This window comes from Brachybacterium sp. B718/18, assembly GCF_055454375.1.
This window is the reverse complement of sequence record NZ_JBVDDO010000003.1, coordinates 153,660-177,137: the sequence shown is the minus strand read 5'-3', so window position 1 is coordinate 177,137 and position 23,478 is coordinate 153,660. Positions and strand designations below refer to the sequence as shown.

The window sequence follows — 23,478 nt, the reverse complement described above, 5'->3', positions numbered from 1 at the left end:
GTCCCGGGGCGCTCCTGTCGTCCCCGGCCCTCAGCCGAAGTAGCGGGGGAGCGTGCCCTCGCGCAGCTCCTGCAGCTCGGCGACGCCGAGATCGGCGAGGCCGGCGATCGACAGCTCGCCGCCGCCCGTCGTGCCGAGGGCGAGCAGCGGCACGCCGTGCTCGGCGGCGAGGGCGGTGAACTCCTCGAGGCGCTCCGCGGGCACGGCCACCAGGGCGCGGGCCTGCGACTCGGAGAACAGCGCCGTGGCGAGGTCCACGCCGTCGCGCTCGAGCAGCGGGCCGAGGTCGATGGCGGCGCCGGTGCCGAAGCGGGTCGCGGACTCCACGAGGGCCTGGGCGAGCCCGCCGTCGGAGAGGTCGTGCGCGGCGGCGCCTAGTCCCTGCTCCGAGGAGGCGATGAGCACGCGCGCGAGCGACCGCTCCGCCTCGAGCTCCACCCGCGGGGGGAGCCCGCCGAGGTGCTGGTGGATCACGTCGGCCCAGGCGGAGCCCGAGAGCTCCTCGCGCGTGGTGCCGAGCAGGAGCACCGCGAGGCCCTCGCCCTGCCAGCCCGAGGGCACGCGAAGGGCGACGTCCTCGAAGACGCCGAGCACGCCGACGACGGGGGTGGGGTGGATGGCGGAGTCGATCCGCCCGGGCTCGCCGGTGGAGTTGTACAGGGAGACGTTGCCGCCGGTGACGGGCACCTCGAGGGTCTCGCACGCCTCGGCGAGACCGCCGATCGCCTCGACCAGCTGCCACATCGGGCCCGGATCCTCGGGGGAGCCGAAGTTCAGGCAGTCGGTGATCGCGAGCGGCACCGCACCGGCGGTGGCGACGTTGCGGTAGGCCTCGGCGAGGGCGAGCTGCGCCCCGGCGCGCGGGTCGAGCTTGGTGTAGCGGCCGTTGGCGTCGGTCGCGAGGGCGATGCCGCGCCCGGTCTCCTCGTCGATGCGCAGCACGCCTGCGTCGTCGGGCATGGCGAGGGCGGTGTTGCCGCCGACGTAGCGGTCGTACTGATCGGTGATCCAACCGGTCGAGGCGAGGTTCGGGGAGGCGATCAGGGTGCGCAGCTGCGCGATGACCTCCTCGGGGGTGCCCGGCCGAGGGAGCGCCTCGGCGGCGTCCGCCTGGAGGGCGTCCTGCCAGTCGGGCCGGGCGTAGGGGCGGTCGTAGACGGGGCTGTCGATCGCGACGGTCGCCGGGTCCACGTCCACGATGCGCTCGCCGTGGTGGTCGATCGTGAGCCGCCCGTCGCCGGTGACCTCGCCGATCACGGCGGCCTCGACGTCCCAGCGCGCGGTGATGGCCTGGAACTCGGCGAGCTTCTCGGGGCTCACCACCGCCATCATCCGCTCCTGGGACTCGCTCATCAGGATCTCGCCTGCGGTGAGGGTGGGATCGCGCAGCAGCACCTCCTCAAGATGGATGTGCATGCCGGAGCCGCCGTTGGCGGCGAGCTCGCTGGTCGCGCAGGAGATGCCGGCGGCGCCGAGGTCCTGGATGCCCTCGACGGTGCCCGCCGCGTACAGCTCGAGGCAGCACTCGATGAGGACCTTCTCCATGAAGGGGTCGCCCACCTGGACGCTGGGCCGCTTGACCGGGCCGTCCTCCTCGAAGGTCTCCGAGGCGAGGATCGAGGCGCCGCCGATGCCGTCGCCGCCGGTGCGGGCGCCGAAGAGCACGACCTTGTTGCCCGCGCCGGTGGCGGAGGCGAGGTGGATGTCCTCATGGCGCATCACGCCCAGGGCGAGCGCGTTGACCAGGGGGTTGGACTGGTACGAGGCGTCGAAGACGGTCTCTCCGCCGATGTTCGGCAGGCCCAGGGAGTTGCCGTAGCCGCCGACGCCGGAGACCACGCCGTGCACCACGCGCGCGGTGTCGGGATGGTCGATCGCGCCGAAGCGCAGCTGGTCCATGACGGCGACCGGCCGAGCGCCCATCGAGATGATGTCGCGCACGATGCCGCCCACGCCGGTGGCGGCGCCCTGGTACGGCTCGACGAAGGAGGGGTGGTTGTGGGACTCGACCTTGAAGGTCACGGCCCAGCCGTCGCCGATGTCGACGACGCCCGCGTTCTCGCCCATGCCCACCAGGAGCTTCTCGCGCATCTTCGCGGTGGTGTGCTTCCCGAAGGTGCGCAGGTGCTTCTTGGAGGACTTGTAGGAGCAGTGCTCGGACCACATCACCGAGTACATGGCCAGCTCGGCGTTGGTGGGGCGGCGGCCCAGCAGCTCGCGGATGCGGGCGTACTCGTCGTCCTTGAGCCCGAGCTCCGCGTACGGCTGGACCTGGTCCGGCGTCGCGGCCGCGTTCTCGACGGTGTCGGACTCGCCGACGGGGCCGGCGGGGTAGGTCGTGGTCTCAGCGGTCATCGCGGGGTGGGGTCCGTTCGTCACGAGGGCTGGGGGAGCACCGGGCGCCGCCGCCCGATGCCCGCCCAGTCTACGGTCGTCCCGCGATCCGGGTCGTGACGGTCCGCCTCTCCCTCAGCGGCGACCGGGCCGCTGCTTCGCGGCGTCCCGCAGCGCCTTCTCGCTGACCGGTGCGTCGTGGCTCGCCCGCTGGGCGCGGTAGTACGCCGCGGCCTCGTCCTGCCGCTCCTGCTCCCCGCCGAGCGCGATCGGCGCGCGGACGTGACCGGGGCGGATGTCGAAGGCGGCGACCAGGTCCAGCACGTGCGGGCGCAGACGCCACAGCAGTCGGCGGAGGTCCGCGCCGATCTGCCGACCGCGCTGCGGGGAGATCATCCCCGAGAGCAGGAACCAGGCGAGGTCGTCCTGGATGGCGGTGAGACCGCAGAGGTCGCGCACGTCGGTCAGCACCGCACGGCTGTCCTCGGCGCCGGGGCCGTCGAGGGCCTCGATCCCTGCCGTGAAGGCGCGCCAGCGGACCAGGTCGGCATGGGCGCGGGCGGCGTCCAGCATCTCCACCTGGTGCTTGTTGACCTCGGCGGCGGCGTCGGCCGGGCTCATCTTCGCGGTGCCGCGCAGGGCGAGGGCGACCTCCTCGACCTTGACCCGGGCGCGGTCGGCGAGCATCTCCTCCTGGAAATCGGCCTGGCGCATCGAGTCGAAGGCGCGGCGCGGGTTCCCGCGGTCGCTCATGGACTGGCCGAGGCGCGCCCAGGGGGTGTGGCGCTTGGCGAGCACCTCCGCGCGCTGGGCGATGAAGCGGCCGATCCCGGCCCGGTCCACGCTCCTCAGCTCGGAGGTGTAGTCCGAGAGCAGGCGCTTCGCGACGAGCTGCAGCAGGATCGTGTTGTCGCCCTCGAAGGTCGCGTACACGTCGAGGTCCTGGTGGAGCCCCACGAGCTGGTTCTCCGCCATGAAGCCCGAGCCGCCGCACGCCTCGCGGCACTCCTGGATCGTGTCCAGGGCGAGCCGGGTCGAGGTGGGCTTGAGGGTCGCGGCGAGCGTCTCGAGGTCCTCGCGCGCCTCGGGCGTGTCGCCGCGGCCGGAGAAGACGTCGTCGAACGCCTGCAGCAGCTGCTCGTGCGCGAAGGCGCCCGCATAGGTCGCGGCGACCTTCGGCAGGAGGCGGTGCAGGTGCGCCTGGTAGTCCATCAGCACCGTCTCGCGGGTCGGATCCGCGGCGGTGAACTGGCGGCGCTGGGTCGCATAGGTGATCGCGATGTGCAGCGCGAGCTGCGAGGCGCGGATCGCGGAGCCGTCGAGGGAGACGCGGCCCTGCACGAGCGTGCCGATCATCGTGAAGAAGCGGCGCCCGGGCGACTCGATGGGCGAGGTGTAGGTGCCGTCGGGGGCGACGTCGCCGTAGCGGTTCAGCAGGTTCCGGCGCGGCACCCGCACGTGGTCGAAGGCGAGACGCCCGTTGTCGATGCCGTTCAGGCCGCCCTTCTCGCCGTCGTCCTCGCTCGAGACGCCGGGCAAGAGGTTCCCGTCGGCATCCCGGACGGGCACGTAGAAGCAGTGCACGCCGTGGTCGACGCCGTTCGTGATGAGCCGCGCGAAGACCGTCGCGGCGCGGGCGTGGATCGCGGCGTTGCCCAGGTAGTCCTTCCACGCGGCGCGGAACGGGGTATGCAGGACCCACTCGCCGTCCTCGCCGCCGTCGGGGTCGAAGGTCGCGGTGGTCGCGAGCGACTGCACGTCGGAGCCATGCCCGATCTCGGTCATCGCGAAGGCGCCGGGGGTCTCGAGGCTCATCGCGCCCGGGACCCAGGCCTTCTGCTGCTCCTCGTCGCCGAGCTGCACGATCGCGGAGGTGAACAGGCCCCACTGCACGCCGGCCTTGATCTGCAGAGACGGGTCGGCGACGACGAGCTCCTCGAAGGCGGCGACGTTCGCGCCGTTGTCGTTCGGGCCGCCCAGGTGCTCGGGGAGCATCGGCAGGGACACCTGCTGGTCGGCGAGCTCCTGCAGCTGAGCGTAGACGCGCTCGCGGTGCTCGGCGACGCTCGCGTCGAGGGGGCGGTGGAACGCGGGCTGTGCGGCCCGGTCGCGGGAGGTGCGGCGGGCGTCGGCCCAGCGGCCCAGGAGCGCCTCGGAGACCAGCTCGACGTCGAGGCGTGCGCTCCCGTCGGCCGGGACGGGGATCGGACCGGTGGGGGTCGCGGTGCGAGTCGCGGGCTCGGCGGCCTGCGCGGTGCGATCGTGCTGCGCGGGCTGTGTGGTCTGGGGGGTCATCGGGTCAGTCCCTTCATGAGCCAGGTGACCAGGTGGGTCACGAGCTGATCGGCGGTGATCGGGTCGGCGGGCGGTGCGGTGGTCGGGGAGGAGCCGGGTGCAGCGGCGGCGGCAGCGGCGGACGGGTCGGACGGGTCGGCCGGAGCGGATGGGCCCGAGGCGTCGGCCGCGGCGGAGCGGTCCGCGCTCTCGACCACCGCCATCCAGCTGTCGACCGCGCGCTCGACGAAGCCCACGGCGCCGTGGGCCCAGACCTGGGGAGAGGGAGTCTCGGCGGGCAGGAAGGTCGCGACGAGCCGGGTGACCGCGGCGAGGAAGTGGCTCAGGCCGTCGCTGGGCCGGGTGACGAAGCGGTACACGCCGGGGGAGCGCTGGGCCGTCTCGACGTAGGCGGCGATCATGGCGCGGATCCGCTCCTCGGGGGAGGGCTCGCGGCCGCTGCGCCGCTCGAGCTCCCGCAGCTCCACGAGCAGCTTGCGGTGCATCGCCGCGAGGATCGCCCGGCCCAGTTCGCGCTGCAGGTGCGCCTTGTCCTCGAAGTACCGGTAGACGATGGACTTGGACGTCCCGGAAGCCGCGGCGATGTCCTCCATCGTCACGTCGGGGCCGCGCTCGTGGATCAGATGGCGGGCCACGTCCAGCAGTTCGGTGCGCCGCTGCTCGCGGTGCCGGGCCCAGCGGGCGGAGCGCCCGTCCACGGGGGCTTGCGTCGTCGCATTCACGGAACCTAGGGTATCAAGTACCGCTGGTTCTATGTAAAGTCCCTCCCGGGACCTGCACAGTCCGCGACCCCACGACCACGAAGAGGTGCACCCCGTGACCCACCCCGATGCTCCCCGCGACGCCCTCGTCCTCGGCGGCAACCGCATCCCGTTCGCCCGCTCGGGCGGTCCCTACGCCGGGATCTCCAACCAGGACCTGCTCACCGCCGCCCTCGACGGCCTCGTCGCCCGCTACTCCCTGCAGGGCGAGAAGCTCGGCGAGATCGCCGGCGGCGCCGTGCTGAAGCTCGCCGGCGACCTCAACCTCACCCGGGAGAGCGCGCTCGGCACCCCGCTGGACCCGCGCACCCCCGCCCTGGACATGTCCAAGGCCTGCGCCACGAGCCTCGAGACCGTGCTGCACGTCTCCAACCGGATCCGGCTCGGCCAGATCGACTCCGGCATCGCGTGCGGCGTCGATTCCGCCTCGGACGCGCCGATCGAGGTCTCCGCGCGCCTGCGCCGCATCCTGCACCGCGCCGCCGCGGCGAAGACGCCCCTCCAGCGCGTCAAGGCCCTCTCCGCGATCCGCCCCGCCGATCTCTCCCCGCTCCCGCCCCGCAACAGCGAACCCCGCACCGGGCTGTCCATGGGGGAGCACCAGGCGCTCACCACCGCGCAGTGGGGCATCACCCGCGAGGCCCAGGACGAGCTCGCCCTCGCCTCCCACCGGAACCTCGCCGCCGCCTACGACGCCGGCTTCCTCGATGACCTCGTCACCGGCTACCGCGGCCTCGCCCGCGACCAGAACCTGCGCCCGGACTCGAGCCTCGAGAAGCTCGCGTCCCTGAAGCCGGTCTTCGGCGTCACGTCCCCTCAGGTCGCGGAGCCGAGCATGACCGCCGGCAATTCCACCCCGCTCTCCGACGGTGCCTCGAGCGTGCTGCTGGGCAGCGACGACTGGGCCGCGGAGCGCGGCCTCACCCCGCTCGCCCGCGTGGTCGACGCGCGCAGCGCCGCCGTCGACTTCGCCCACGGCGACGAGGGGCTGCTCATGGCCCCGGCCTACGCGGTGCCCGAGCTGCTCGATGCGAACGGCCTCAGCCTGCAGGACCTCGACCTCTACGAGATCCACGAGGCCTTCGCCGGGACCGTGCTGAGCACGCTGAAGGCCTGGGAGTCGGAGGACTTCTGCCGGACCCGGCTCGGCCGTTCCGCCCCGCTCGGCGCGATCGACCGCGCGCGCCTGAACGTGTCCGGCTCCTCGCTCGCCGCGGGCCACCCCTTCGCCGCGACCGGCGGACGCATCGTCGCGACCCTCGCCAAGCTGCTGCACGCGCGCGCCGCTGAGACCGGCCGCACCCAGCGCGGGCTGATCTCCGTGTGCGCCGCCGCCGGACAGGGCACCGTCATGCTGCTCGAGTCCGTCACGGCCTGAACCCGGATCAGAGCAGCAGACCAGCCGACCAGGAGGAACCGATGACCGACACCTACACCCGACTCGTCCGCTCCGGGCCCGGAGGGATGCTCGCCAAGCAGCTGGGCCTGCCCCGCCCCGCCCGGCTGCTGCGCCGCGAGGACCGCCCCGAGCCCGTGCTCGGCCCCGTCGTGGTGCTCGGCGCCTCGGCGGGAGCCGACGCGATCGCCCACCGCCTCCTCGAGGACGGCGCCGACGTGCGCCGCCGTTTCGAGGACCTGCGCACCGTCGGCACCGTGCTGGTGGTGGCGGACGAGCTCGCCGCCCCCGCCGAGCTCGGGCCGCTCGTGCTGCCGTTCGCCGGGGCCGTCCGCTCCCTCGCGCCCGGGGCGCGGGTCGTCACCGTCTCCCGTCCCGCGACGGGAGAGGAGCCCGCGCGGGACGCCGCCCGCGGCGGCGTCGAGGGCTTCGTCCGCTCCCTCGCCCATGAGCTGCGGGCCGGCGGCACCGCCAACGGCGTGCTGGTGGCCGACGGCGTGGGCCTGGACGCCCCGGGGGTGCTCGGCGCGCTGCGGTTCCTGCTCTCGGCGCGCAGCGCCTTCGTCACGGGCCAGTTCCTGACCGTCTCGAGTCCGGCGGGGACGGAGACCGAGAACCGCTCCCTCCCGCTCGCCGGACGCACCGCCCTGGTCACCGGGGCCGCGCGCGGCATCGGCGCATCGATCGCCCGCACCCTCGCGGCCGACGGGGCCCGGCTCGTGGTCCTCGACGTGCCGGGCGCGGGCACCGAGCTCTCCCGCCTGGCCAACGAGCTGCGCGCCGTGCCGATCCAGCTGGACGTCACCTCGCCCACCGCCGGGGAGCGGTTGGTCGCCTTCCTGCGGGAGCGGCATCTGCCCCTGGACATCCTGGTGCTCAACGCCGGCATCACCCGCGACAAGCTGTTCGCGAACATGACCCCGGACCGCTGGGATCCGGTGCTCGCCGTGAACATCACCAGCCAGATCGCGCTGACCGAGGCGCTGCTCGAGGCCGGGGACGTGCTCGGGGAGCACCCGCGCGTCGTCTCCCTCGCGTCCACCAGCGGCATCGCCGGCAACCGCGGCCAGACCAACTACGCCGCCTCGAAAGCCGGGGTGATGGCTTTCGTCGACGCGCTCGCGGCACGGCTCGCCCCCGCGGGCGGGACCGCGAACGCCGTCGCCCCCGGGTTCATCGAGACCGAGATGACCGCGAAGATCCCGCCGGTGACCCGCGAGATCGCCCGTCGGCTGAACTCGCTCCAGCAGGGCGGGCTGCCCGTGGACGTCGCCGAGGCGATCGCCTTCCTCGCGAGCGACGAGGCGGGCGGCATCCAGGGCGAGACCCTGCGGGTGTGCGGACAGAACATGGTGGGTCGATGAGCGCGGGGCACGCCCAGCCCGGGCACGGCGCCTCCTGGCGTCCTCCGGCCGACGGGGAACAGATCCGCGACCTCGCCGATCTGCCCTCCTTCCCCGCGATCTACGCCGCCGCCCTCGATCCGCGCGGGGCGCGCCGCGACGGCAGGGAACCGCGCCTGCCGGAGATCGCCTACCGGGTCCGGGCCGTCCGGATCGACGGGGAGCGGGCTCGCGACTTCGACCATCTGATGGGCGGAGCCGCGACCGACCTGGTCCACCCCGGCGTGCTCCACGTGCTCGCCTTTCCCGTCTCGCTCGCGCTGATGGCCCGGCGCGACTTCCCCTTCCGGCTGCTCGGCCTGGTGCATCTGCGCAACCAGGTGCTGCAGCACCGTCCGGTGCGAGTGGGCGAACTGGTCGACGTCGAGTGCCGGGTGCGGGATCTGCGCCCGCACCGCAAGGGCCGCACCTTCGAAGCGGTCTCGACGATCCTCGGCCAGGACGGGCGGATCATCGCGACCGACGTGTCCACCTATCTCGTGCGCGGCCGCGGATCCGAGGCCGGGTCGGACGGTGCAGCCGCTGCGGCGGATACGCGATCTGGTGCCGACGGTGCCGCTGGTGCCGCTCCGGCGCGCGAGGAGTTCTCGCCCCCGCGTCCCACGGGCCGCTGGCGGCTCGGAGCGGACACCGGCCGTCGCTACGCCGCGGTCTCCGGGGACGTGAACCCGATCCACCTCTCCGCGCTCAGCGCCCGCGCCTTCGGCTTCCCGTCGGCGATCGCGCACGGCATGTACACCGCCTCCCGCGCCTTCACCGAGTCGCGGGTGGACCTGTCGCGGCCGCTGCGCTGGGACGTCTCCTTCGACGCCCCGGTCACCCTGCCCGGATCGCTGCTCGTCGCCTTCGAGGACGATCCGGCGACGGGAACGGTGCGCTGCGTCGGCTGGCGCCCGGGCCGCGGCGAGAAGGGTCCGCGCCGGTGCCTGGAGGTCGAGGTCACGACCCTCGAGCGGTGAGCGGAGGGGTCAGCTCAGCCCGGCTTCGAGGGTGCTCAGCAGATGCTCCACGAAGGCGTCGGCCTGCACGTCGGTGAGCAGGCCGACCGTCGGCTCCCGGCCCCAGCGGCCCAACTCGTCGCCGACGGTCTGGCCGCGGGTCAGGGTGCCTGTGAGCTCGACGTCCACCGCGAGTGGGCGGGTCGATGCGAAGTCGCCCGTGACGGCGTGCGCCGCGACCAGCGGGTCGTGGACGTGCGCGCTCCAGCCGAATCCGTCGGACTCGTGGAACTCGAAGTAGAACCGCAGCGCGTCGGCGAGGATCCGCGCGACCGGGTTCGCGGACGTCCCGGCGAGCTGCTCGACCCGCTCGAGCACCTCGCCGTGGACGTGCACCGACTCGGTCGCCTGCAGGGCGCCGAGCACGGGAAGACGCGGCGCGCTCGCGAAGGCCGCCAGAACCCGCTGCGCCGCCTCCGGATCCACAGCGATGTTCCACTCGCTCGTCGGGCCGGTGTTGCCCCGGTGATGGATCGCGCCGCCCATCACGTGCAGCCGTCGCAGCAGCCGCGGCAGCTCGGGCTCGATCTCGAGCGCGAGGGCGAGGTTCGTGTGCGGGCCGAGCACGAGGCCGACCAGCTCGCCCGGACGCTCCCGCGCGAGATCCACCCACAGCTGCGCCCCCGAGCGCGGATCCTCCGCGCGCGTCGGCTCGGGCAGCACGGCATGGCCGAGCCCGCCCGGGCCGTGGGTGTCGTCGGCGAACATCGGCGGCTCGACGAGCGGCCGATCCGCGCCGAGGGCGACGGGAGCAGGGATCCCGAGCAGCTCCGCGAGCACGAGGTTGTTGCGGTGCACCACCGAGGCGGGGACGTTCCCGCCGGTCGAGACGATGCCTGTCACCTCGACGTCCTCCCGCAGCGCGAGATAGGTGAGGGCGAAGGCGTCGTCGATGCCGGTGTCGCAGTCGACGAGGACGGGGAGCGTCATGGGGTCAGCCTACGGAGCCCTGCGGAGCCGCGGCGGGCCTGGCCGCGGCGCCCGCGCCGGAAGATGATCGGCCCATGCCGCATCCGCAGATGTTCGACGACGACGACCCGGTTCTGGCGAGGGTCCGCGCGATCGCGCTGGCCCTGCCCGGTGCCCGGGAGAAGATCAGCCACGGCCGACCCGCCTTCCACACCGTGAAGGTCCACTGCTACTACGGCGGAGCTCTGACGGTGGATGGGGACTGGGAGCAGCATCCTCGGTCGGTGCTCGTGCACCTGCCCGAGAGGGAGCGAACCGCGCTCGTCGCGGACGAGCGCAGCTATGCGCCCGCCTATCTCGGGACCTCGGGCTGGCTGGGGATCGACCTCGACGTGCGCACCGACGACGCGGAACTCGCCGAGCTGATCGAGGAGTCGTACCGCACCGTCGCCCCGGCGCGCCTGCTCGCCGAGCTCGAGCAGGGTTCCCCGCGCCGGGCCTGATCCGCGCCGTCGCGGGGAGTCGGGCGGGAGGCCACCCCGGAGGGCGGGGATCAGCCGCGCGGCGCGGGCAGCTGCTGGAACTCGTCGATCAGCCCCATCAGCTCCGTTCCCATCTCGACCTGCACCAGCAGCAGGCCGATCGTCCCGTCGGCCGCGACGAAGAAGTCCGTGCCGAACCCGCCGGACCAGCCCCAGCTGCCCTGACGCTCCCCGCCCGTGACGACCGCGACGCCGCAGCCCCAGCCCGTGCCGTCCCAGAATCCGGGGAAGAACGAGTCCTCCTGTTTGGCCGCCGCGGGCACCAGGTCCGATGCCAGCAGCGCGAGGTGCTCCGCGGAGAGCAGATCCCCGTTCCGTAGCGCCCGCAGGAAGCGCAGGTAGTCCGCGGCGGTGGAGACCAGCTCGCCGTGCGACACGTCGTGCGGGGGAGGGCCGACGAGCGGGCCGCCGGCCGCCGGCTCGACCTCGACGAGGCCGCCGTCCTCGATCCGGAACGCCGGCGGCAGCCGATGCCGCTGCGCCGCGGGCACGAAGGAGCCGGTGTCCGCCATCCCCAGCGGATCCAGCAGGTCGGCGCGCAGGTGCTCCCCGAGGGGTCTGCCGGTCAGTCGCGAGAGCAGCACGCCCAGTACCCCGAAGGAATGGTGATAGCGCCACACCGTTCCGGGCTCGCCGACGAGCGGCAGACCGCCCAGCGCGGCGAGCCACTCGTCGGCGCCGAGGCTCCACGGCGCCGAGCCCGCCTCGAGGCCGGCGACGGCCATGGCCCGCTGCAGTGGCCCCTCCGCGGTCGCGATGCCGAGACCGGAGGTGCAGGTCAGCAGGTGCTCCACGGTGATCGGGGTGGCGGAGGGTCGGGCGGCCTCGAGCGGCGCGAGGGGGTGCGGGAGCACGCGCGGGGTGGCGAGCTCCGGCAGCCAGCGGGCGACCGGCGCGTCGAGCGCGAGCTCTCCCCGCTCGATCAGGCGCAGCGTCGCCACGGCCGTGATGACCTTGGTCATCGACTGGATGCGGAGGATCGCGTCGGTGGGGAAGGGCGGTCCTCCCGGCGCGACCCGGCCGCGCGCGACCGGCTCGGGGTCGGCCCCGTGCGCGATGATCCCGCCGGGCACCGTGCCGGCGCGGATCGCGGACTCGAGCAGGCGGACGGCGGGCGAGGTCGGCGTCGACATGGCCCCAGAGTAGGGCGACCGGCGCCGCCTACACTCGGCCCATGAGCACGTTCTCGGACTTCGTCCGCTTGGAGCCGCGCGAGGTGCCGCTCGGCGGGCCGCGTGGGATGACCGTGCACCGCACCCTCCCCGCCCGTCGTACCTCCCTCATCGGCGCCTGGTGCTTCGTGGACCACTTCGGTCCCGACGACGTCTCCGCGACCGACGGGATGCGCGTCGCCCGCCACCCCCACACCGGTCTCGCCACGGTGTCCTGGCTGTTCGACGGTGCCATCACGCACCGCGACTCGCTCGGCAGCCACGCCCTGGTGCGCCCCGGTGACGTCGACCTCATGGTCGCCGGTGCCGGCATCACCCACTCGGAGTTCTCCGCGCTCGACACCACCGTGCTCCACGGGGTGCAGCTGTGGTTCGCCCTGCCCGATCGCACCCGTTTCCGCGAGCGGGAGTTCACGGTGCACACCCCCGTGGAGCTCGCGACCGGCACCGCCCGCGCTCGGGTGGGTCTCGGCACCCTGCGCGCCGTCGACACTGACGGGGTGCCGCTCGAGGACCGCAGCCCCGTCGCGACCGACACCGCGCTCACCATGGCCCAGCTCGACCTCGACGCGGGCGGTACGCTGCGGCTCGCGCTCGACCCCGCGCACGAGCACGGCGTGCTCGTGGACCGCGGCGCCGCGCGGCTGCGGGTGGAGGAGCGGGAGAGCCATGTCGCCGAGCGCGAGCTGATGGTGCTGCCCGACGGCGCCAAGCATCTCGAGATCCGCGCCACCGGCGATTTGCCCCTGCGCCTGATGCTCCTGGGCGGTGAGCCGCTCGGCGAGGACATCGTCATGTGGTGGAACTTCGTGGGCCGCACCCATGAGGAGATCGAGGCGTTCCGCGCCCGCTACCAGGCGGAGATCGGCGTGGAGCTCGCCCTCGAGGACACGCCGATCGCGCCCGTGGTGCGGGAGCGAGGCGGCCTCGCCGCCGACGCCGAGCAGTTCGGCCCTTTCGCCGCGCACACCCCCGCCGCACTGCCCGCCCCGGAGCTGCCCCGCGGCCGGCTCCGCGCCCGCGGCCGCCACGGCCTGCCCGACTGATCGCCCTGACCGACCAGACTGTTCTGCCCGTCCTGACTGTTCTGGCCGCCTGCAGCCTGCTCCTGCGGCGGCCGGGAGCTCCCCCTGATCCCCGAGAGAAGACATGACCAGCACCGACGCCCTCCCCACCCTCGACCAAACCGAGCGGGTGATCCTGCGCGCCGCCGAGGAGGAGGGCGGCATCGGCTGCCCCTGCGACCTGCTCGTCGTCGGCGACACCACCGGCGCGCTCACCGCCGCCGCCCTCGAGCTCGTCACCGAGCATCCCGGCGCGAGAGTCCACTCCTGGAGCGCCTCGCGGGCGGAGACCGCCGCGCTCGCCGAGCGGCTCCCGGAGGCGCTCGCCGCGGGGCGTCTGGTGCTGCCGACGGGGACCGAGCCCGCCCCGCTCGAGGAGTTCGCAGCCGGGGCCGAGGCGCACCTGGTGCTCGCGCGGCTGCCGAAGTCCCTCGCCGGCCTCGAGGACCTCGCGCGGCGCGTCGCGGTGCTCGCGGCGCGCAGCGGGAGGGAGGACCTGACCCTGATCGCGGGTGGGCGGGTCAAGCACATGAGCCCCTCCCAGAATGACGTCCTGGCCACGGCGTTCGCACAGGTGCGCGGCTCGCGCGGCCTCGGTAAGTCCCGCGCCCTCGTCGCGTCCGCGCCGCGGCCGGAGACGACCCTGCCCGCGCCCGCGACCGGCACGGCGACCGTGGCGGTCCGGGGCGAGAGCCGGGAGCTCGGGCTGCGCGGGATCGGCGACGTGTTCGGCGGGGCGCGGGCCGACGCCGGCTCGCTGCTGCTGCTGGGGGCGCTCGATGCGGCGCTCGTCGCGGGGGAGCTCGCGGTGGGCGGTGTCCCGGGCGGCGCAGCGGAGGCGACGTCAGCTGCTGGGTCGAGTGCGGGCGGGACGTCGTCGGCCATCGCGCGCGCGGTCGATGTCGGCTGCGGCAACGGCCTGCTGACCGCTTATCTCGCGGCGGCGCTCCCGGACGCGGCAGTCCTCGGCAGCGACGACGACGCGGATGCGGTGGCCGCGACCCGCGCGACCCTCGCCGCGAGCGGACTGGCGCAGGACGGCGTGGAGGTCACCTGGGACGTCTCGCTCTCCCGGGTCGCCGACGGCAGCACGGACCTGGTGCTGCTGAACCCGCCCTTCCACGACGGCACCGCCGTCGACGCGACGCTCGTGCAGGACCTCCTCGACGCCGCCGCGCGGGTGCTGCGCCCCGGCGGGCAGCTGTGGTTCGTGCACAACTCGCACCTGCGCTACCGGCCGGAGGTGGAGCGGCGCGTCGGCCCGGTGCGGGAGCGCGCCCGCGATCGCCGCTTCACGGTGCTCAGCGCGACGCGGTAGTGAGTGGGATAGGGCGGCGGCCCGGCCGCAGGCGCCCGGGGCTCAGGCGACGAGGCCGGTGAGCACCGAGGTGAACATCGCCAGGCCGTCGGTGCCCGTGCGCGTGCCCTGGCCGGGCTCGTCGGGGCCGAAACCGGCCTCGACCGCGTGCTCGGGGTGCGGCATCAGCCCCACGACATTGCCCGCGGCATTGGTGATGCCGGCGATGTCGCGCTGCGAGCCGTTGGGGTTGTCCTCGAAGCCGGCCGGGCCGTGGGTGGCACCCGCGACGTAGCGGAACACCACGCGGCCCTCCGCCTCGAGCTCGTCGAGGGTGCGGGCGTCGGCCATGTACTGGCCGTCCTGGTTCTTCAGCGGCACGCGGATCACCTGGTCCTGGGCGTAGCCGGAGGTCCAGGCGGTGCGGGCGTTCTCCACCCGCAGCGGCTGATCGCGGCAGATGAAGGAGCGGTGGGCGTTCTTGATCATCGCGCCGGGCAGCAGGTGGGTCTCGCAGAGGATCTGGAAGCCGTTGCAGATGCCGAGCACCGGCATGCCGCCGTTCGCCGCATCGACCACCTTCTCCATCACGGGCGCGAACCGGCTGATCGCCCCGGCGCGCAGGTAGTCGCCGTACGAGAAGCCACCGGGCAGCACCACGGCGTCGACGTCCTGCAGCGAGTCCTCGCCGTGCCAGAGCGTGACCGGCTCGGCCCCGGCCAGCCGCACGGCGCGCAGGGCGTCCCGGTCGTCGAGCGTTCCCGGGAAGGTGACCACACCGATGCGCATCAGGCGTCCTCGACCTCGAGGGCGACGACGTCCTCGATCACGGGGTTCGACAGCAGGGTCTCGGCGGCCTCGCGCAGGGTCGCGAGGACCTCCTCGGTCACCTCGCCGGCGACCTCCAGCTCGAACCGCTTGCCCTGGCGCACGGAGGCGACGCCCTCGAAGCCCAGACGGGGCAGGGCCGCCGCGACCGCCTTCCCCTGGGGGTCCAGGATCTCGGGCTTCGGCATGACGTGGACCACGACGCGTGGCATGGGCGCTCCTCGGGGGCGGGCGGGGCAGGGACCTGCGGGTCATCCTACCGAGCGCGCCGGACCCGGAGGCGGGCGGTCCAGGGGCGTACGGTCGGAGGACCACCACGCCCCCCGGGAGTCGCCATGAGGATCCGCCATCTCGTCCATTCCTGCCTGCTCGTCGAGGTCGCCGCGCGGCGCGTCCTGATCGACCCGGGGATGTTCAGCGTCGACGCGGTGCGCGCCGTCGACGGACCGATCGACCTGGTCGCGATCACCCACCAGCACGCCGATCACGTGCAGCGCGCCCTCCTCCTCGAGGTGCTCGAGCGGCATCCGGGCGCGCAGGTCCTCGCCGAGCCGGAGACGGTCGCTCTGCTCGCCCAGGCCGCCGCCGGCCCCATGGGCGAGGGGCCCGCGATCCCGGCGGAGCGGATGCGGGCCCTGCCCGCGGGGGAGTCCCACGAGCTGCCCGCCGTCGACGGCCGATCGCCACTGCGGGTGACCGCGGCCGGCGGGGCGCACGCCGTCATCCACCCGGACATCCCGCGGGTCGGCAACACGGGCCTCGTGCTCTCGGCGGGGGACGGGCCGCGCCTCGGCGTCACCGGCGACAGCCTCGAGCCGCTCGCCGAGTTCCAGGGCATCGACGTGCTCGCGTTCGCAGTCGTCGCCCCCTGGTCGAAGATGTCCGAGACGATCGAGTTCCTGCGCGCGGTCCGTCCGCGGCTCGCCCTCCCGGTGCACGATGCGGTCGCGAGCGCCGGGGGCCGCGCGATCTACGTCCGCCAGGCGACGGCGCTCGCCGCCGAGGGCACCGAGGTACGCGACTGGGTGGACCCGGAGCGCTCGATCGAGCTGTGAGCGGGTAGGGTGCCGGGCGTGCACGGGAGTCCGGTGAGCCGGGCTGAGAGGGAGTTCTCCAACTCCGACCGTAGAACCTGATCCGGATCATGCCGGCGCAGGGAGCTCCGCCAGGCGATCGTCGCCGCGTGCCCGTGCCCACTCGAAAGGCATGGACCGTGACCACACCGCCAGCAGCCCCCGCCGCCCCCACCACCTCGCCCGATCCGACCGCGACACCGCTCGGCTTCGGCGTCGGCGCCCGCGTGACCGCCGCCGTGATGAGCGAGGACTACGCCCGGTTCCTGGTCGGCGCCCTCTCCGCCCTCGACCTGACCGGGCTCGTGCGCGAGACCGGGGACGTCTCCACCTATCTGGGCGGCCACGAGACGCACCTGCAGCGCGCGCTGATCGACCTCGGCGAGGCGCTCGCCCGCACCGAGCACCACGCGACGATGTCGGTGCTGCTCTCGCGGGGCTGCCCCGGGGAGGTGGCCTGCGAGCTGCCCGGTGGGGCGGGACCGCGCGTCACCGCCGTGCCGCCGCCACGGCGCACCGGGCGGTTCGCGAGCGCCGAGTGGGCGCTGTACCCGCTGGCCGACGCGGTCGCCGAGGACGGCACCCCGCCCGACCACATGCGCGACATCTACGCCGCGATCGACCACGCCCGCGAGCTCGGCACCTTCCGCGGCTCCGAGCACTTCGTCACCCGCCTCGAGGGCGACCTCGGCGACGTGATCGCGACGGCCATCGCCGGCTGGCTGCTCGTCGGCCGCGGCGTCCAGCACGTCACGAGCCACCTCACGATCTCCCTGAACAGCCCGTCCCACGATCTGCGCGAGCTGCCTGACGCGCCCGCTGAGATCTCTGCGGGCGTGACCGCGGGGACCGGGCCGGACGCGTCCGCGGAGGAGGCCCGATGAGCGCCGGGCCGCAGAGCCCCGACTCCCGTGAGGCCGCGGCGCCGCAGACCGCACAGACCTCTCCCGATACCGGCGCCGCGCGCCCCCGCCGAGCTCCGCTGGCCCTCCGGGAGCTCGTGCTGGTCGTCGTGCTCGGCGTCGTGTTCGGCTTCCTGTACTGGGCGTTCGTGCAGGCCTGGAACCTGCTCGCGATTGCGATGGGGCCCGCCGGCGACCTCGCCCAGCACGTGCTGTTCGGGTCCTGGCTGCTGGTCGGGCCCATCGCCATCGCGATCCTGCGCCGCCCCGGCGTAGGCATCCTCGCCGAGATCCTCGCGGCGGTGATCGAGGTGGTCTTCCTCGGCAGCCCCGTCGGCCCGCTGCTGCTGCTCTCCGCCGCGCTCCAGGGCCTCGGCTCCGAGCTGCCCTTCGCCCTGACCCGTTACCGCCGCTACGGCTGGGGCGTGTTCGCCGTCTCGGGAGCGCTCGGCGCGAGCCTCGTCTTCTTCTGGACCGCCTACCGCATGGGCTGGTACGGACAGGACCTGCTCACCCTCCGCCTCGGAGTGCAGATGCTCTCCGGGGTCCTGCTCGGCGGGCTGCTCGCCCGCGTGATCGTGCGGGCGCTCGAGCGCACCGGGGTGCTCGCCGACTTCGCGATCGGGGCCGCCGGTGCGGCGGCGATCCCCGAGCGCCGTGTCCGCTGAGTCGGTGACGGCGCGGCCGGTGAGCGCCGCGACCCCCGGAGGGGCGGCGGCGACCGACCCGAGCCCGCTGGTGCGCGCCGAGGCGCTCGAGGTGGTGCTGCCCTCCGGGGCGGGCGTGGGCCCCTGGACCGGGGAGATCCACGACGGGGAGCAGGTGCTGCTGCTCGGCCCCTCCGGCTCGGGGAAGTCGACGCTGCTGCGCACGCTCGCCGGGGCGATCCCCTCCCACCAGCGCGGGCGGGTCCGCGGCAGCGTGCGCCTCGCGGGCGGGGTCGACCCGGTCGCGGGCGGGGTCTCGGCCGCCGCCCCGCTCGTGGGCCATCTCGGTCAGGATCCGGCCGACGGGGTCTGCCTCCCGCGGATCGCCGAGGACGTGGCGCTCCCGCTCGAGAGCGCCTGCACCCCGCCCGAGAGGATCGGGCCCCGCGTCCATGCCGTGCTCACCGCGACGGGCACGGCGGACCTCGCGCACCGCCGCGCCGCCACGCTCTCCGGGGGACAGCTGCAGCGCGCCGCGCTCGCCGCCGCGGTCGTGGCCGGGCCGCGGCTGCTGCTGCTCGACGAGCCGACCGCGATGCTCGACGCCGAGGGGGTCGCCGCGGTGCGCCGCGCGGTCGATACGGCCGTCGAGTCGACGGACTGCGCGGTGCTGCTGGTCGAGCACCGGCTCGACGAGTGGGCGGGGGAGGCGGGCGTTGCCGGGCTCCCGGCCCGGACCATCGCCCTGGACCGTTCGGGGCGGGTACTCGCCGACGGGCCCACCGCCCGGGTGCTCGTGGAGCACGGGGAGCGGCTGCGCGCGGAGGGCTGCTGGCTGCCGCGGGAGATCGAGCGGCGGCTCGAGGACGGGGCCGGTGCGAGCGGGATCTCCCCAGCCCCGGACGGTACGGCGCACGTCGAGGCGACGGGCGCGGCCCCTCGTCAGACGGCCGGGACCCCCGCGCCCGCCCCGACCCCGCTGCTTCGCCTGCGCTCGGCGACCCTGGGACCGGAGGGACGCGACGTGCTGACTGGCGCCGATCTCACCGTCCGGGCCGGTCGGGTGCTCGCCGTCGTCGGCCGGAACGGCGCCGGGAAGTCGACGCTGCTGGGCGCCCTCTCCCGGCTGGACCCGCTGCGCGCGGGGACGCTCGAGGGCGGCGCCGCCGCGCTCGTGCTGCAGCGTCCCGAGTCCCAGTTCGTGGCGGACACCGTCGTCGGGGAGCTCGCCGCGAGCGGGGCCGGGGAGCAGGCCCGGGCGGAGCTGCTCGCCCGCCTCGACCTCGGCGACCACGCGGACCAGAGCCCCTATCGGCTCTCCGGCGGGCAGCAGCGACGGCTCTCCCTCGGCGCCATGCTGCTGACCGAGCGGCCGGTGCTGCTGGCCGATGAGCCGGGCTACGGCCTCGACCGCGCCGCGCAGGCCGAGGTGCTCTCGCTGCTGCGCGAGGCGGCGCAGGAGGGACGCGGGGTGGTCCTGACCACCCACGACCTCCGCGCGGTCGAGTCCGCCGACGAGGTCGTGGTGATCGCCGGGGGCCGGCTCGTCGGCCCCCTCGCCCCGGCCGCGCTGCTCGCCGACGGCGAGCTGCTCCGTCGCGCCGGGCTGCGCGCCGGGGAGGCGGCGGACCCGGCGGGCGGCACGACGGGGGAACGGGAGCCGGGGCGCGCCCCGCACCCCGGGTCCGCGCCCGCGTCAGTGTCCGTGTCCGCCGAGAACGGGACGGACCGGCCGCTCACCGCGCTCGAGGACCCGCCGCGGCCCCGCGCCCTGCTCGCCCGCCGGGATCCCGCGGTGCTGTTGGGACTGCTGACGGCGCTGAGCGTGGTCTGCATCGCCCTGACCGATCCGATCCCGCTGCTCCTGCTCCACCTGCTCCTCGCGAGCGGCGCGATGATCGGGCTGCGGATCGGGCCGCTCGCCCTCCTGCGCGCGCAGGCCCCGTTCCTCCCCTTCGCCGCCGGTGTGCTCGTGGTCAACGTGCTCAGCCGTCCCGGGCACGAGCCGTGGCCGGATCTGCCCGTGCGGGTCACCGCCGAGGGGATCGTCCTCGGCACCGCCCTCGCCCTGCGGGCGCTGGTCATCGGGCTCGGAGCCGCAGTGGTGCTGCGTTCCTCGGATCCCGGGCGCACCCTGACCAGCCTGCGCGTCCACGCCCGGCTGCCGGCCCGCATCGCCCTCTCCCTCCTCGCGGGGCTGCGACTGCTCGAGGATCTGCCCCGGCGCTGGTCGACGATCCTCCGCGCGCACCGCCTGCGTCGGCCCTCCGCCCCGGACGGGAATCCCGCGCGGCTCGGCCCGCGCGCGCTGATGACCTGCGCCTTCGCGCTGCTGGTCGAAGCGATCCGCTCCTCGGCCCGGATCGCCTTCGCCCTCGAGAGCCGGGGCGTCGCCGCGGGGGAGCGGACCTGGTGGCGCAGCGCCCCGCTCGGCGCGGGCGATGCCGCGCTGGTCCTCGCGATCGCGGGCATCGTCACCGCGGTGCTGCTGCTCAGCGTCTGAGCGAAGGACTGCGCCGCCGGTGCCGTCGGGCCGCGGGCCTGAGCGGCGGAGCGCGGCGGGGGCTCCGCACGGCGACGACCTCCTCCTCGACCTGCTGGATCCGCGCCTCCGTGTGTGTCCCGTCGCCCCCGCGCGCGCGGCTCAGAAGCTGGTGCCGGTCAGGCGCTCGTAGGCCTCGACGTAGCGGGCGCGGGTCTGGGCGACGACCTCGGCCGGCAGCTCGGGCGGCGGGGTGTTCGAGCCGCGGTGCCAGCCCGAGGCGGAAGAGGTGAGCCAGTCCCGCACGAACTGCTTGTCCAGGCTCGGCTGCACGCGGCCCTCGACGTAGGTGTCCGCGGACCAGAAGCGGGAGGAGTCGGGGGAGAGCACCTCATCACCCAGCAGCAGCCGCCCATCGGTGCGGGAGTGCCCGAACTCGAGCTTGGTGTCCGCGAGCAGGATGCCGCGCTCGGCGGCGACGGCGCGGGCCCGCTCGTAGACGGCGAGGGTCAGCTCGGCGAGCTCGTCCGCGAGCTCCTCGCCCAGCAGGTCGCGCGCCTGGGCGACGGTGATGTTCTCGTCGTGCGCCCCGGCCTCCGCCTTGGTCGAGGGGGTGAACAGTGCGGGATCCAGGCGCGAGGCTTCGACCAGCCCTGTCGGCAGCACGTGACCGCCCACCGAGCCGCCGGCCCGGTAGTCGGCGAGGCCCGAGCCGGTGAGATAGCCGCGGGCGATGCACTCCAGCGGCACCATGTCCAGGCCCCGGCAGCGCAGGGCTCGGCCCGCGACGGCGTCCGGGACGTCGGTCGCGGAGAGCACGTGATGGGGGACCAGGTCCTCGAGCTGGGCGAACCAGAAGACGCTGATGCCGGTGAGCAGCCGTCCCTTGTCGGGGATCCCGGGCTGCAGCGAATGGTCGTAGGCGCTGATCCGATCGGTCGCGACGACGAGCACCTCCTCGGCCGCATCGGGCGCGACGCCCGTGGGGACGTACAGCTCGCGCACCTTCCCGGAGACGACGTGGTCCCAGCCGGGCAGGTCGGGGGCGGTGATCAGCGGGGTGCTCATGCGCGGGCCTCCGCCTCGGACGCGGCGAGGGCGATGTCCCCGCGGTGGTGGGATCCCTCGAGCTCGATCGCGCGGGCTCCCGCGAGGGCGATCTCCCGGGCGGCGACGAGCGTCGGTCCGGTGCCGACGACGGTCAGCACGCGCCCGCCGGCGCTGCGCAGCACCCCGTCCTCGCCGCGGGAGGTCCCGGCGTGCAGGACGTGGGCACCGAGCGCCTCGGCGGCCTCGATCCCGCCGATCGGGTCCCCGGTGCGGGGCGCGGCGGGATAGCCGACGGAGGCGACGACGACGGTCACCGCGGCCTCGTCGCTCCAGGTCGGGGCGCCGACGGCGGCGAGCTCTCCGCGGGCGGCGGCGAGCAGCAGCGGCGCGAAGGGGGTCGCGAGGCGCTCGAGGACCACCTGGGTCTCCGGATCGCCGAAGCGGGCGTTGAACTCCACCACGCGCAGGCCCCGGGAGGTCAGGGCGAGGCCGCAGTACAGGATGCCGACGAACGGCGTGCCCCGGCGGGCCAGCTCGGCGATGGTGGGCCGGGCGACCTCGGCGACGATCTCGTCGACCAGGCCCTCGGGAGCCCAGGGCAACGGCGAGTAGGCGCCCATGCCACCCGTGTTCGGACCCTCGTCACCGTCGAGGGCGCGCTTGAAGTCCTGGGCCGGGGCGAGGGGCACCACGTCCGTCCCGTCGCTCACGCAGAACAGGGAGACCTCCGGGCCGTCGAGGTATTCCTCGAGCACCACCTGACCGCCCGCGGCGAGCACCGCGTCGCCGTGGGCGAGCGCGGCGGCGCGATCGGCGGTGACGACCACGCCCTTGCCAGCGGCGAGTCCGTCCGCCTTGACCACGAAGGGCACGTCGCCCAGCGGGTTCACCCGGTCCAGGCCCGCGGGGAGACCCTCCGGGGAGGTCACCGTCACGGAGGCGGCGGTGGGCACGCCCGCGGCGGCCATGATCTCCTTCGCCCAGGACTTGCTGCCTTCGAGGCGGGCGGCCTCGGCCGACGGGCCGAAGACGTCGATCCCCGCGTCCCGCAGGCGGTCCGCGGCCCCGGCGACCAGCGGCGCCTCCGGTCCGACCACCACCAGGTCGACGCCGAGCTCGCGGGCCAGGGCGACCTGGCCGTCGAGATCGTCGAGCGCGACGGGATGGCAGGTGGCGAGCTGCGCGATCCCGGGGTTGCCGGGGGCGGAGTGCAGCTCGGGGGCGGGGCGGTCGGCGGCGAGGCGACGGGCGATCGCGTGCTCGCGGCCTCCGGAGCCGATGACGAGGATCTTCACGCCGCACAGGGTACCGACGGCCCCGGCGGCCCCGCGGAGGTGCCCAGGGGGCGGTCTCCGGTCCGCCGCTACGATCGCTGGCATGCCCGAACCCGCGACCCCCACCACCCGGCTGCGACTGGATCTCTCCTATGACGGCACCGCCTTCCACGGCTGGGCCGATCAGCCCGGTCAGCGCACCGTCCAGGGCGAGCTCGAGCAGGCCCTCGCCCGGATCGCTCGGGTGCCCGTGCGGGTCACGGTCGCGGGTCGCACTGACGCCGGGGTCCATGCCCGCGGCCAGGTGTGCCATCTCGACCTGCCGGATGCCGTGCTCGCCACCCTCCCCGGGCGTTCGGACCGGGCGCCCGCCGAGGCGCTCGTCTCCCGGCTCGAGGGCGTGCTCCCGGACGACCTCGTGGTGCATCTGGCCCGCGAGGTGACAGGCGAGTTCGACGCCCGCTTCGGAGCGCTGTGGCGCCGATACCGTTACCGCATCTCCGACGGCCCGACCGCCCACGACCCGCTGCGACGGGACGTGCTGCGGCACCGTCGGCCGCTCGACGTCGCCGCGATGGCGCGCGCGAGCGAGCCGCTGCTCGGCGAGCACGACTTCCTCTCCTACTGCCGGCCGCGCGAGGGCGCGACGACGGTGCGCGAGCTGCGGGAGCTCACCTGGGAGCGGCCGGGGGAGGGGCGGGCCGACGAGGGCCTCGTCGTCGCGACCGTCGTCGCCGACGCCTTCTGTCACCACATGGTCCGCTCCCTCGTCGGGGCGCTTCTCGGCGTGGGGGAGGGGCGGCGTCCCGAGACCTGGCCCGCCGAGGTGCTCGCCGCGCGCACCCGCGAGTCAGCGACCCGCGACGGGGCGGGCTCCGCGCCGCTGTGCCCGCCGCAGGGGCTCACCCTCGAACACGTCGCGTATCCGCCGGACGAGGAGCTCGCCGCCCGCGCGCATCTCGCCCGCGCCCGACGGGGGCCGGTGCGCTGAGCGGCGCGGCACGGTGAGCCGGGCCGCCCTCCCGGGGTGGCCGGGTCCTTGGTCGCGGCG

Annotated in this window: 20 protein-coding genes and 1 riboswitch; of the genes, 11 read left to right on the top strand and 9 right to left on the bottom strand. The window is 74.7% G+C overall.

Annotated features, from left to right (window positions below):
• Nucleotides 1-30: 30 nt before the first annotated feature.
• The 3 genes from purL to ACZCAH_RS07105 form a co-directional block, all read right to left on the bottom strand.
• Nucleotides 31-2,355 (bottom strand): phosphoribosylformylglycinamidine synthase subunit PurL, encoded by a 2,325-nt coding sequence (gene purL, locus ACZCAH_RS07115; protein WP_464340423.1) that lies wholly within the window; start codon nucleotides 2,353-2,355, stop codon nucleotides 31-33.
• 114 nt (nucleotides 2,356-2,469) lie between these two features.
• Nucleotides 2,470-4,629 carry an acyl-CoA dehydrogenase family protein gene (locus tag ACZCAH_RS07110; RefSeq protein ID WP_464340422.1) on the bottom strand — a complete coding sequence of 720 codons (2,160 nt, stop codon included), beginning with the start codon at nucleotides 4,627-4,629 and terminating at the stop codon, nucleotides 2,470-2,472.
• Nucleotides 4,626-5,351, bottom strand: coding sequence for a TetR/AcrR family transcriptional regulator (locus ACZCAH_RS07105; RefSeq protein ID WP_464340421.1), 726 nt, complete (start codon nucleotides 5,349-5,351; stop codon nucleotides 4,626-4,628). Before ACZCAH_RS07105 ends, ACZCAH_RS07110 begins: the two co-directional genes overlap by 4 nt.
• 94 nt (nucleotides 5,352-5,445) lie before the next feature.
• Between ACZCAH_RS07105 and ACZCAH_RS07100 the strand changes: the two genes are divergently transcribed.
• From ACZCAH_RS07100 to ACZCAH_RS07090, 3 genes are read left to right on the top strand one after another with little or no spacing between them, the layout of a single operon-like run.
• Entirely contained in the window at nucleotides 5,446-6,768 is a 1,323-nt protein-coding gene (locus tag ACZCAH_RS07100) for an acetyl-CoA C-acetyltransferase (protein ID WP_464340420.1), read from the top strand.
• 41 nt (nucleotides 6,769-6,809) lie between these two features.
• Nucleotides 6,810-8,150 carry a 3-oxoacyl-ACP reductase gene (locus ACZCAH_RS07095; RefSeq protein WP_464340419.1) on the top strand — a complete coding sequence of 447 codons (1,341 nt, stop codon included), beginning with the start codon at nucleotides 6,810-6,812 and terminating at the stop codon, nucleotides 8,148-8,150.
• On the top strand, nucleotides 8,147-9,148 hold the full coding sequence (locus ACZCAH_RS07090; RefSeq protein WP_464340418.1) for a MaoC/PaaZ C-terminal domain-containing protein: 1,002 nt from the start codon (nucleotides 8,147-8,149) through the stop codon (nucleotides 9,146-9,148). Before ACZCAH_RS07095 ends, ACZCAH_RS07090 begins: the two co-directional genes overlap by 4 nt.
• 9 nt (nucleotides 9,149-9,157) lie before the next feature.
• Here ACZCAH_RS07090 and ACZCAH_RS07085 read toward each other — a convergent pair whose 3' ends face one another.
• On the bottom strand, nucleotides 9,158-10,117 hold the full coding sequence (locus ACZCAH_RS07085) for a nucleoside hydrolase (RefSeq protein WP_464340417.1): 960 nt from the start codon (nucleotides 10,115-10,117) through the stop codon (nucleotides 9,158-9,160).
• 74 nt (nucleotides 10,118-10,191) lie between these two features.
• On the opposite strand from ACZCAH_RS07085, the gene ACZCAH_RS07080 reads away from it, so the two are divergent.
• Nucleotides 10,192-10,599: an MmcQ/YjbR family DNA-binding protein gene (locus tag ACZCAH_RS07080; protein ID WP_464340416.1), complete on the top strand. Its 408-nt coding sequence runs from the start codon at nucleotides 10,192-10,194 to the stop codon at nucleotides 10,597-10,599.
• 50 nt (nucleotides 10,600-10,649) lie between these two features.
• On the opposite strand, the gene ACZCAH_RS07075 is transcribed toward ACZCAH_RS07080, so the two are convergent.
• On the bottom strand, nucleotides 10,650-11,771 hold the full coding sequence (locus tag ACZCAH_RS07075) for a serine hydrolase domain-containing protein (RefSeq protein WP_464340415.1): 1,122 nt from the start codon (nucleotides 11,769-11,771) through the stop codon (nucleotides 10,650-10,652).
• Between the two features lie 41 nt (nucleotides 11,772-11,812).
• Here ACZCAH_RS07075 and ACZCAH_RS07070 point away from each other — a divergent pair, with 41 nt between their 5' ends.
• A complete protein-coding gene (locus tag ACZCAH_RS07070) occupies nucleotides 11,813-12,856 on the top strand; it encodes a pirin family protein (RefSeq protein ID WP_464340414.1) in 1,044 nt (347 codons plus the stop codon).
• A 103-nt stretch (nucleotides 12,857-12,959) separates the two neighbouring features.
• Nucleotides 12,960-14,192 carry a class I SAM-dependent methyltransferase gene (locus ACZCAH_RS07065; RefSeq protein WP_464340413.1) on the top strand — a complete coding sequence of 411 codons (1,233 nt, stop codon included), beginning with the start codon at nucleotides 12,960-12,962 and terminating at the stop codon, nucleotides 14,190-14,192.
• Nucleotides 14,193-14,234: 42 nt separating this feature from the next.
• On the opposite strand, the gene purQ is transcribed toward ACZCAH_RS07065, so the two are convergent.
• Together purQ and purS are read right to left on the bottom strand one after the other, a co-directional pair.
• Complete coding sequence (gene purQ, locus ACZCAH_RS07060) at nucleotides 14,235-14,960, bottom strand: phosphoribosylformylglycinamidine synthase subunit PurQ (protein ID WP_464340412.1); 726 nt, start codon at nucleotides 14,958-14,960, stop codon at nucleotides 14,235-14,237.
• Entirely contained in the window at nucleotides 14,960-15,211 is a 252-nt protein-coding gene (gene purS, locus ACZCAH_RS07055) for a phosphoribosylformylglycinamidine synthase subunit PurS (protein WP_329747501.1), read from the bottom strand. Before purS ends, purQ begins: the two co-directional genes overlap by 1 nt.
• Nucleotides 15,212-15,334: 123 nt before the next feature.
• Here purS and ACZCAH_RS07050 point away from each other — a divergent pair, with 123 nt between their 5' ends.
• The 4 genes from ACZCAH_RS07050 (at nucleotide 15,335) to ACZCAH_RS07035 (ending at nucleotide 20,124) form a co-directional block, all read left to right on the top strand.
• Nucleotides 15,335-16,054, top strand: a complete 720-nt coding sequence (locus ACZCAH_RS07050) for an MBL fold metallo-hydrolase (protein WP_464340411.1) — start codon at nucleotides 15,335-15,337, stop codon at nucleotides 16,052-16,054.
• Nucleotides 16,055-16,066: 12 nt separating this feature from the next.
• Nucleotides 16,067-16,175, top strand: a riboswitch (TPP riboswitch).
• Between the two features lie 37 nt (nucleotides 16,176-16,212).
• A complete protein-coding gene (locus ACZCAH_RS07045; protein WP_464340410.1) occupies nucleotides 16,213-16,956 on the top strand; it encodes a YkoF family thiamine/hydroxymethylpyrimidine-binding protein in 744 nt (247 codons plus the stop codon).
• Entirely contained in the window at nucleotides 16,953-17,642 is a 690-nt protein-coding gene (locus ACZCAH_RS07040) for an ECF transporter S component (protein WP_464340409.1), read from the top strand. Before ACZCAH_RS07045 ends, ACZCAH_RS07040 begins: the two co-directional genes overlap by 4 nt.
• Nucleotides 17,643-17,661: 19 nt before the next feature.
• Nucleotides 17,662-20,124, top strand: coding sequence for an ATP-binding cassette domain-containing protein (locus tag ACZCAH_RS07035; RefSeq protein ID WP_464340408.1), 2,463 nt, complete (start codon nucleotides 17,662-17,664; stop codon nucleotides 20,122-20,124).
• Between the two features lie 141 nt (nucleotides 20,125-20,265).
• On the opposite strand, the gene ACZCAH_RS07030 is transcribed toward ACZCAH_RS07035, so the two are convergent.
• The gene (locus ACZCAH_RS07030; RefSeq protein WP_464340407.1) at nucleotides 20,266-21,171 is read right to left on the bottom strand and encodes a phosphoribosylaminoimidazolesuccinocarboxamide synthase; all 906 of its coding nucleotides are present in this window, start codon (nucleotides 21,169-21,171) and stop codon (nucleotides 20,266-20,268) included.
• Nucleotides 21,168-22,448 (bottom strand): phosphoribosylamine--glycine ligase, encoded by a 1,281-nt coding sequence (gene purD / locus ACZCAH_RS07025; RefSeq protein WP_464340406.1) that lies wholly within the window; start codon nucleotides 22,446-22,448, stop codon nucleotides 21,168-21,170. The genes ACZCAH_RS07030 and purD overlap by 4 nt, the downstream gene beginning before the upstream one ends.
• Nucleotides 22,449-22,530: 82 nt before the next feature.
• On the opposite strand from purD, the gene truA reads away from it, so the two are divergent.
• On the top strand, nucleotides 22,531-23,418 hold the full coding sequence (gene truA, locus ACZCAH_RS07020) for a tRNA pseudouridine(38-40) synthase TruA (RefSeq protein ID WP_464340405.1): 888 nt from the start codon (nucleotides 22,531-22,533) through the stop codon (nucleotides 23,416-23,418).
• Nucleotides 23,419-23,478 lie beyond the last annotated feature (60 nt).

Excerpts from the sequence above, each read along its gene's own strand:
- ACZCAH_RS07030 (WP_464340407.1), bottom strand. The coding sequence starts at position 21,171 with ATGAGCACCCCGCTGATCACCGCCCCCGACCTGCCCGGCTGGGACCAC.
- ACZCAH_RS07040 (WP_464340409.1), top strand. The coding sequence starts at position 16,953 with ATGAGCGCCGGGCCGCAGAGCCCCGACTCCCGTGAGGCCGCGGCGCCG.
- ACZCAH_RS07050 (WP_464340411.1), top strand. The coding sequence starts at position 15,335 with ATGAGGATCCGCCATCTCGTCCATTCCTGCCTGCTCGTCGAGGTCGCC.
- purQ (WP_464340412.1), bottom strand. The coding sequence starts at position 14,960 with ATGCGCATCGGTGTGGTCACCTTCCCGGGAACGCTCGACGACCGGGAC.
- truA (WP_464340405.1), top strand. The coding sequence starts at position 22,531 with ATGCCCGAACCCGCGACCCCCACCACCCGGCTGCGACTGGATCTCTCC.
- purL (WP_464340423.1), bottom strand. The coding sequence starts at position 2,355 with ATGACCGCTGAGACCACGACCTACCCCGCCGGCCCCGTCGGCGAGTCC.
- ACZCAH_RS07070 (WP_464340414.1), top strand. The coding sequence starts at position 11,813 with ATGAGCACGTTCTCGGACTTCGTCCGCTTGGAGCCGCGCGAGGTGCCG.
- purS (WP_329747501.1), bottom strand. The coding sequence starts at position 15,211 with ATGCCACGCGTCGTGGTCCACGTCATGCCGAAGCCCGAGATCCTGGAC.
- ACZCAH_RS07080 (WP_464340416.1), top strand. The coding sequence starts at position 10,192 with ATGCCGCATCCGCAGATGTTCGACGACGACGACCCGGTTCTGGCGAGG.
- ACZCAH_RS07085 (WP_464340417.1), bottom strand. The coding sequence starts at position 10,117 with ATGACGCTCCCCGTCCTCGTCGACTGCGACACCGGCATCGACGACGCC.
- ACZCAH_RS07095 (WP_464340419.1), top strand. The coding sequence starts at position 6,810 with ATGACCGACACCTACACCCGACTCGTCCGCTCCGGGCCCGGAGGGATG.
- ACZCAH_RS07110 (WP_464340422.1), bottom strand. The coding sequence starts at position 4,629 with ATGACCCCCCAGACCACACAGCCCGCGCAGCACGATCGCACCGCGCAG.
- ACZCAH_RS07075 (WP_464340415.1), bottom strand. The coding sequence starts at position 11,771 with ATGTCGACGCCGACCTCGCCCGCCGTCCGCCTGCTCGAGTCCGCGATC.
- ACZCAH_RS07065 (WP_464340413.1), top strand. The coding sequence starts at position 12,960 with ATGACCAGCACCGACGCCCTCCCCACCCTCGACCAAACCGAGCGGGTG.
- ACZCAH_RS07090 (WP_464340418.1), top strand. The coding sequence starts at position 8,147 with ATGAGCGCGGGGCACGCCCAGCCCGGGCACGGCGCCTCCTGGCGTCCT.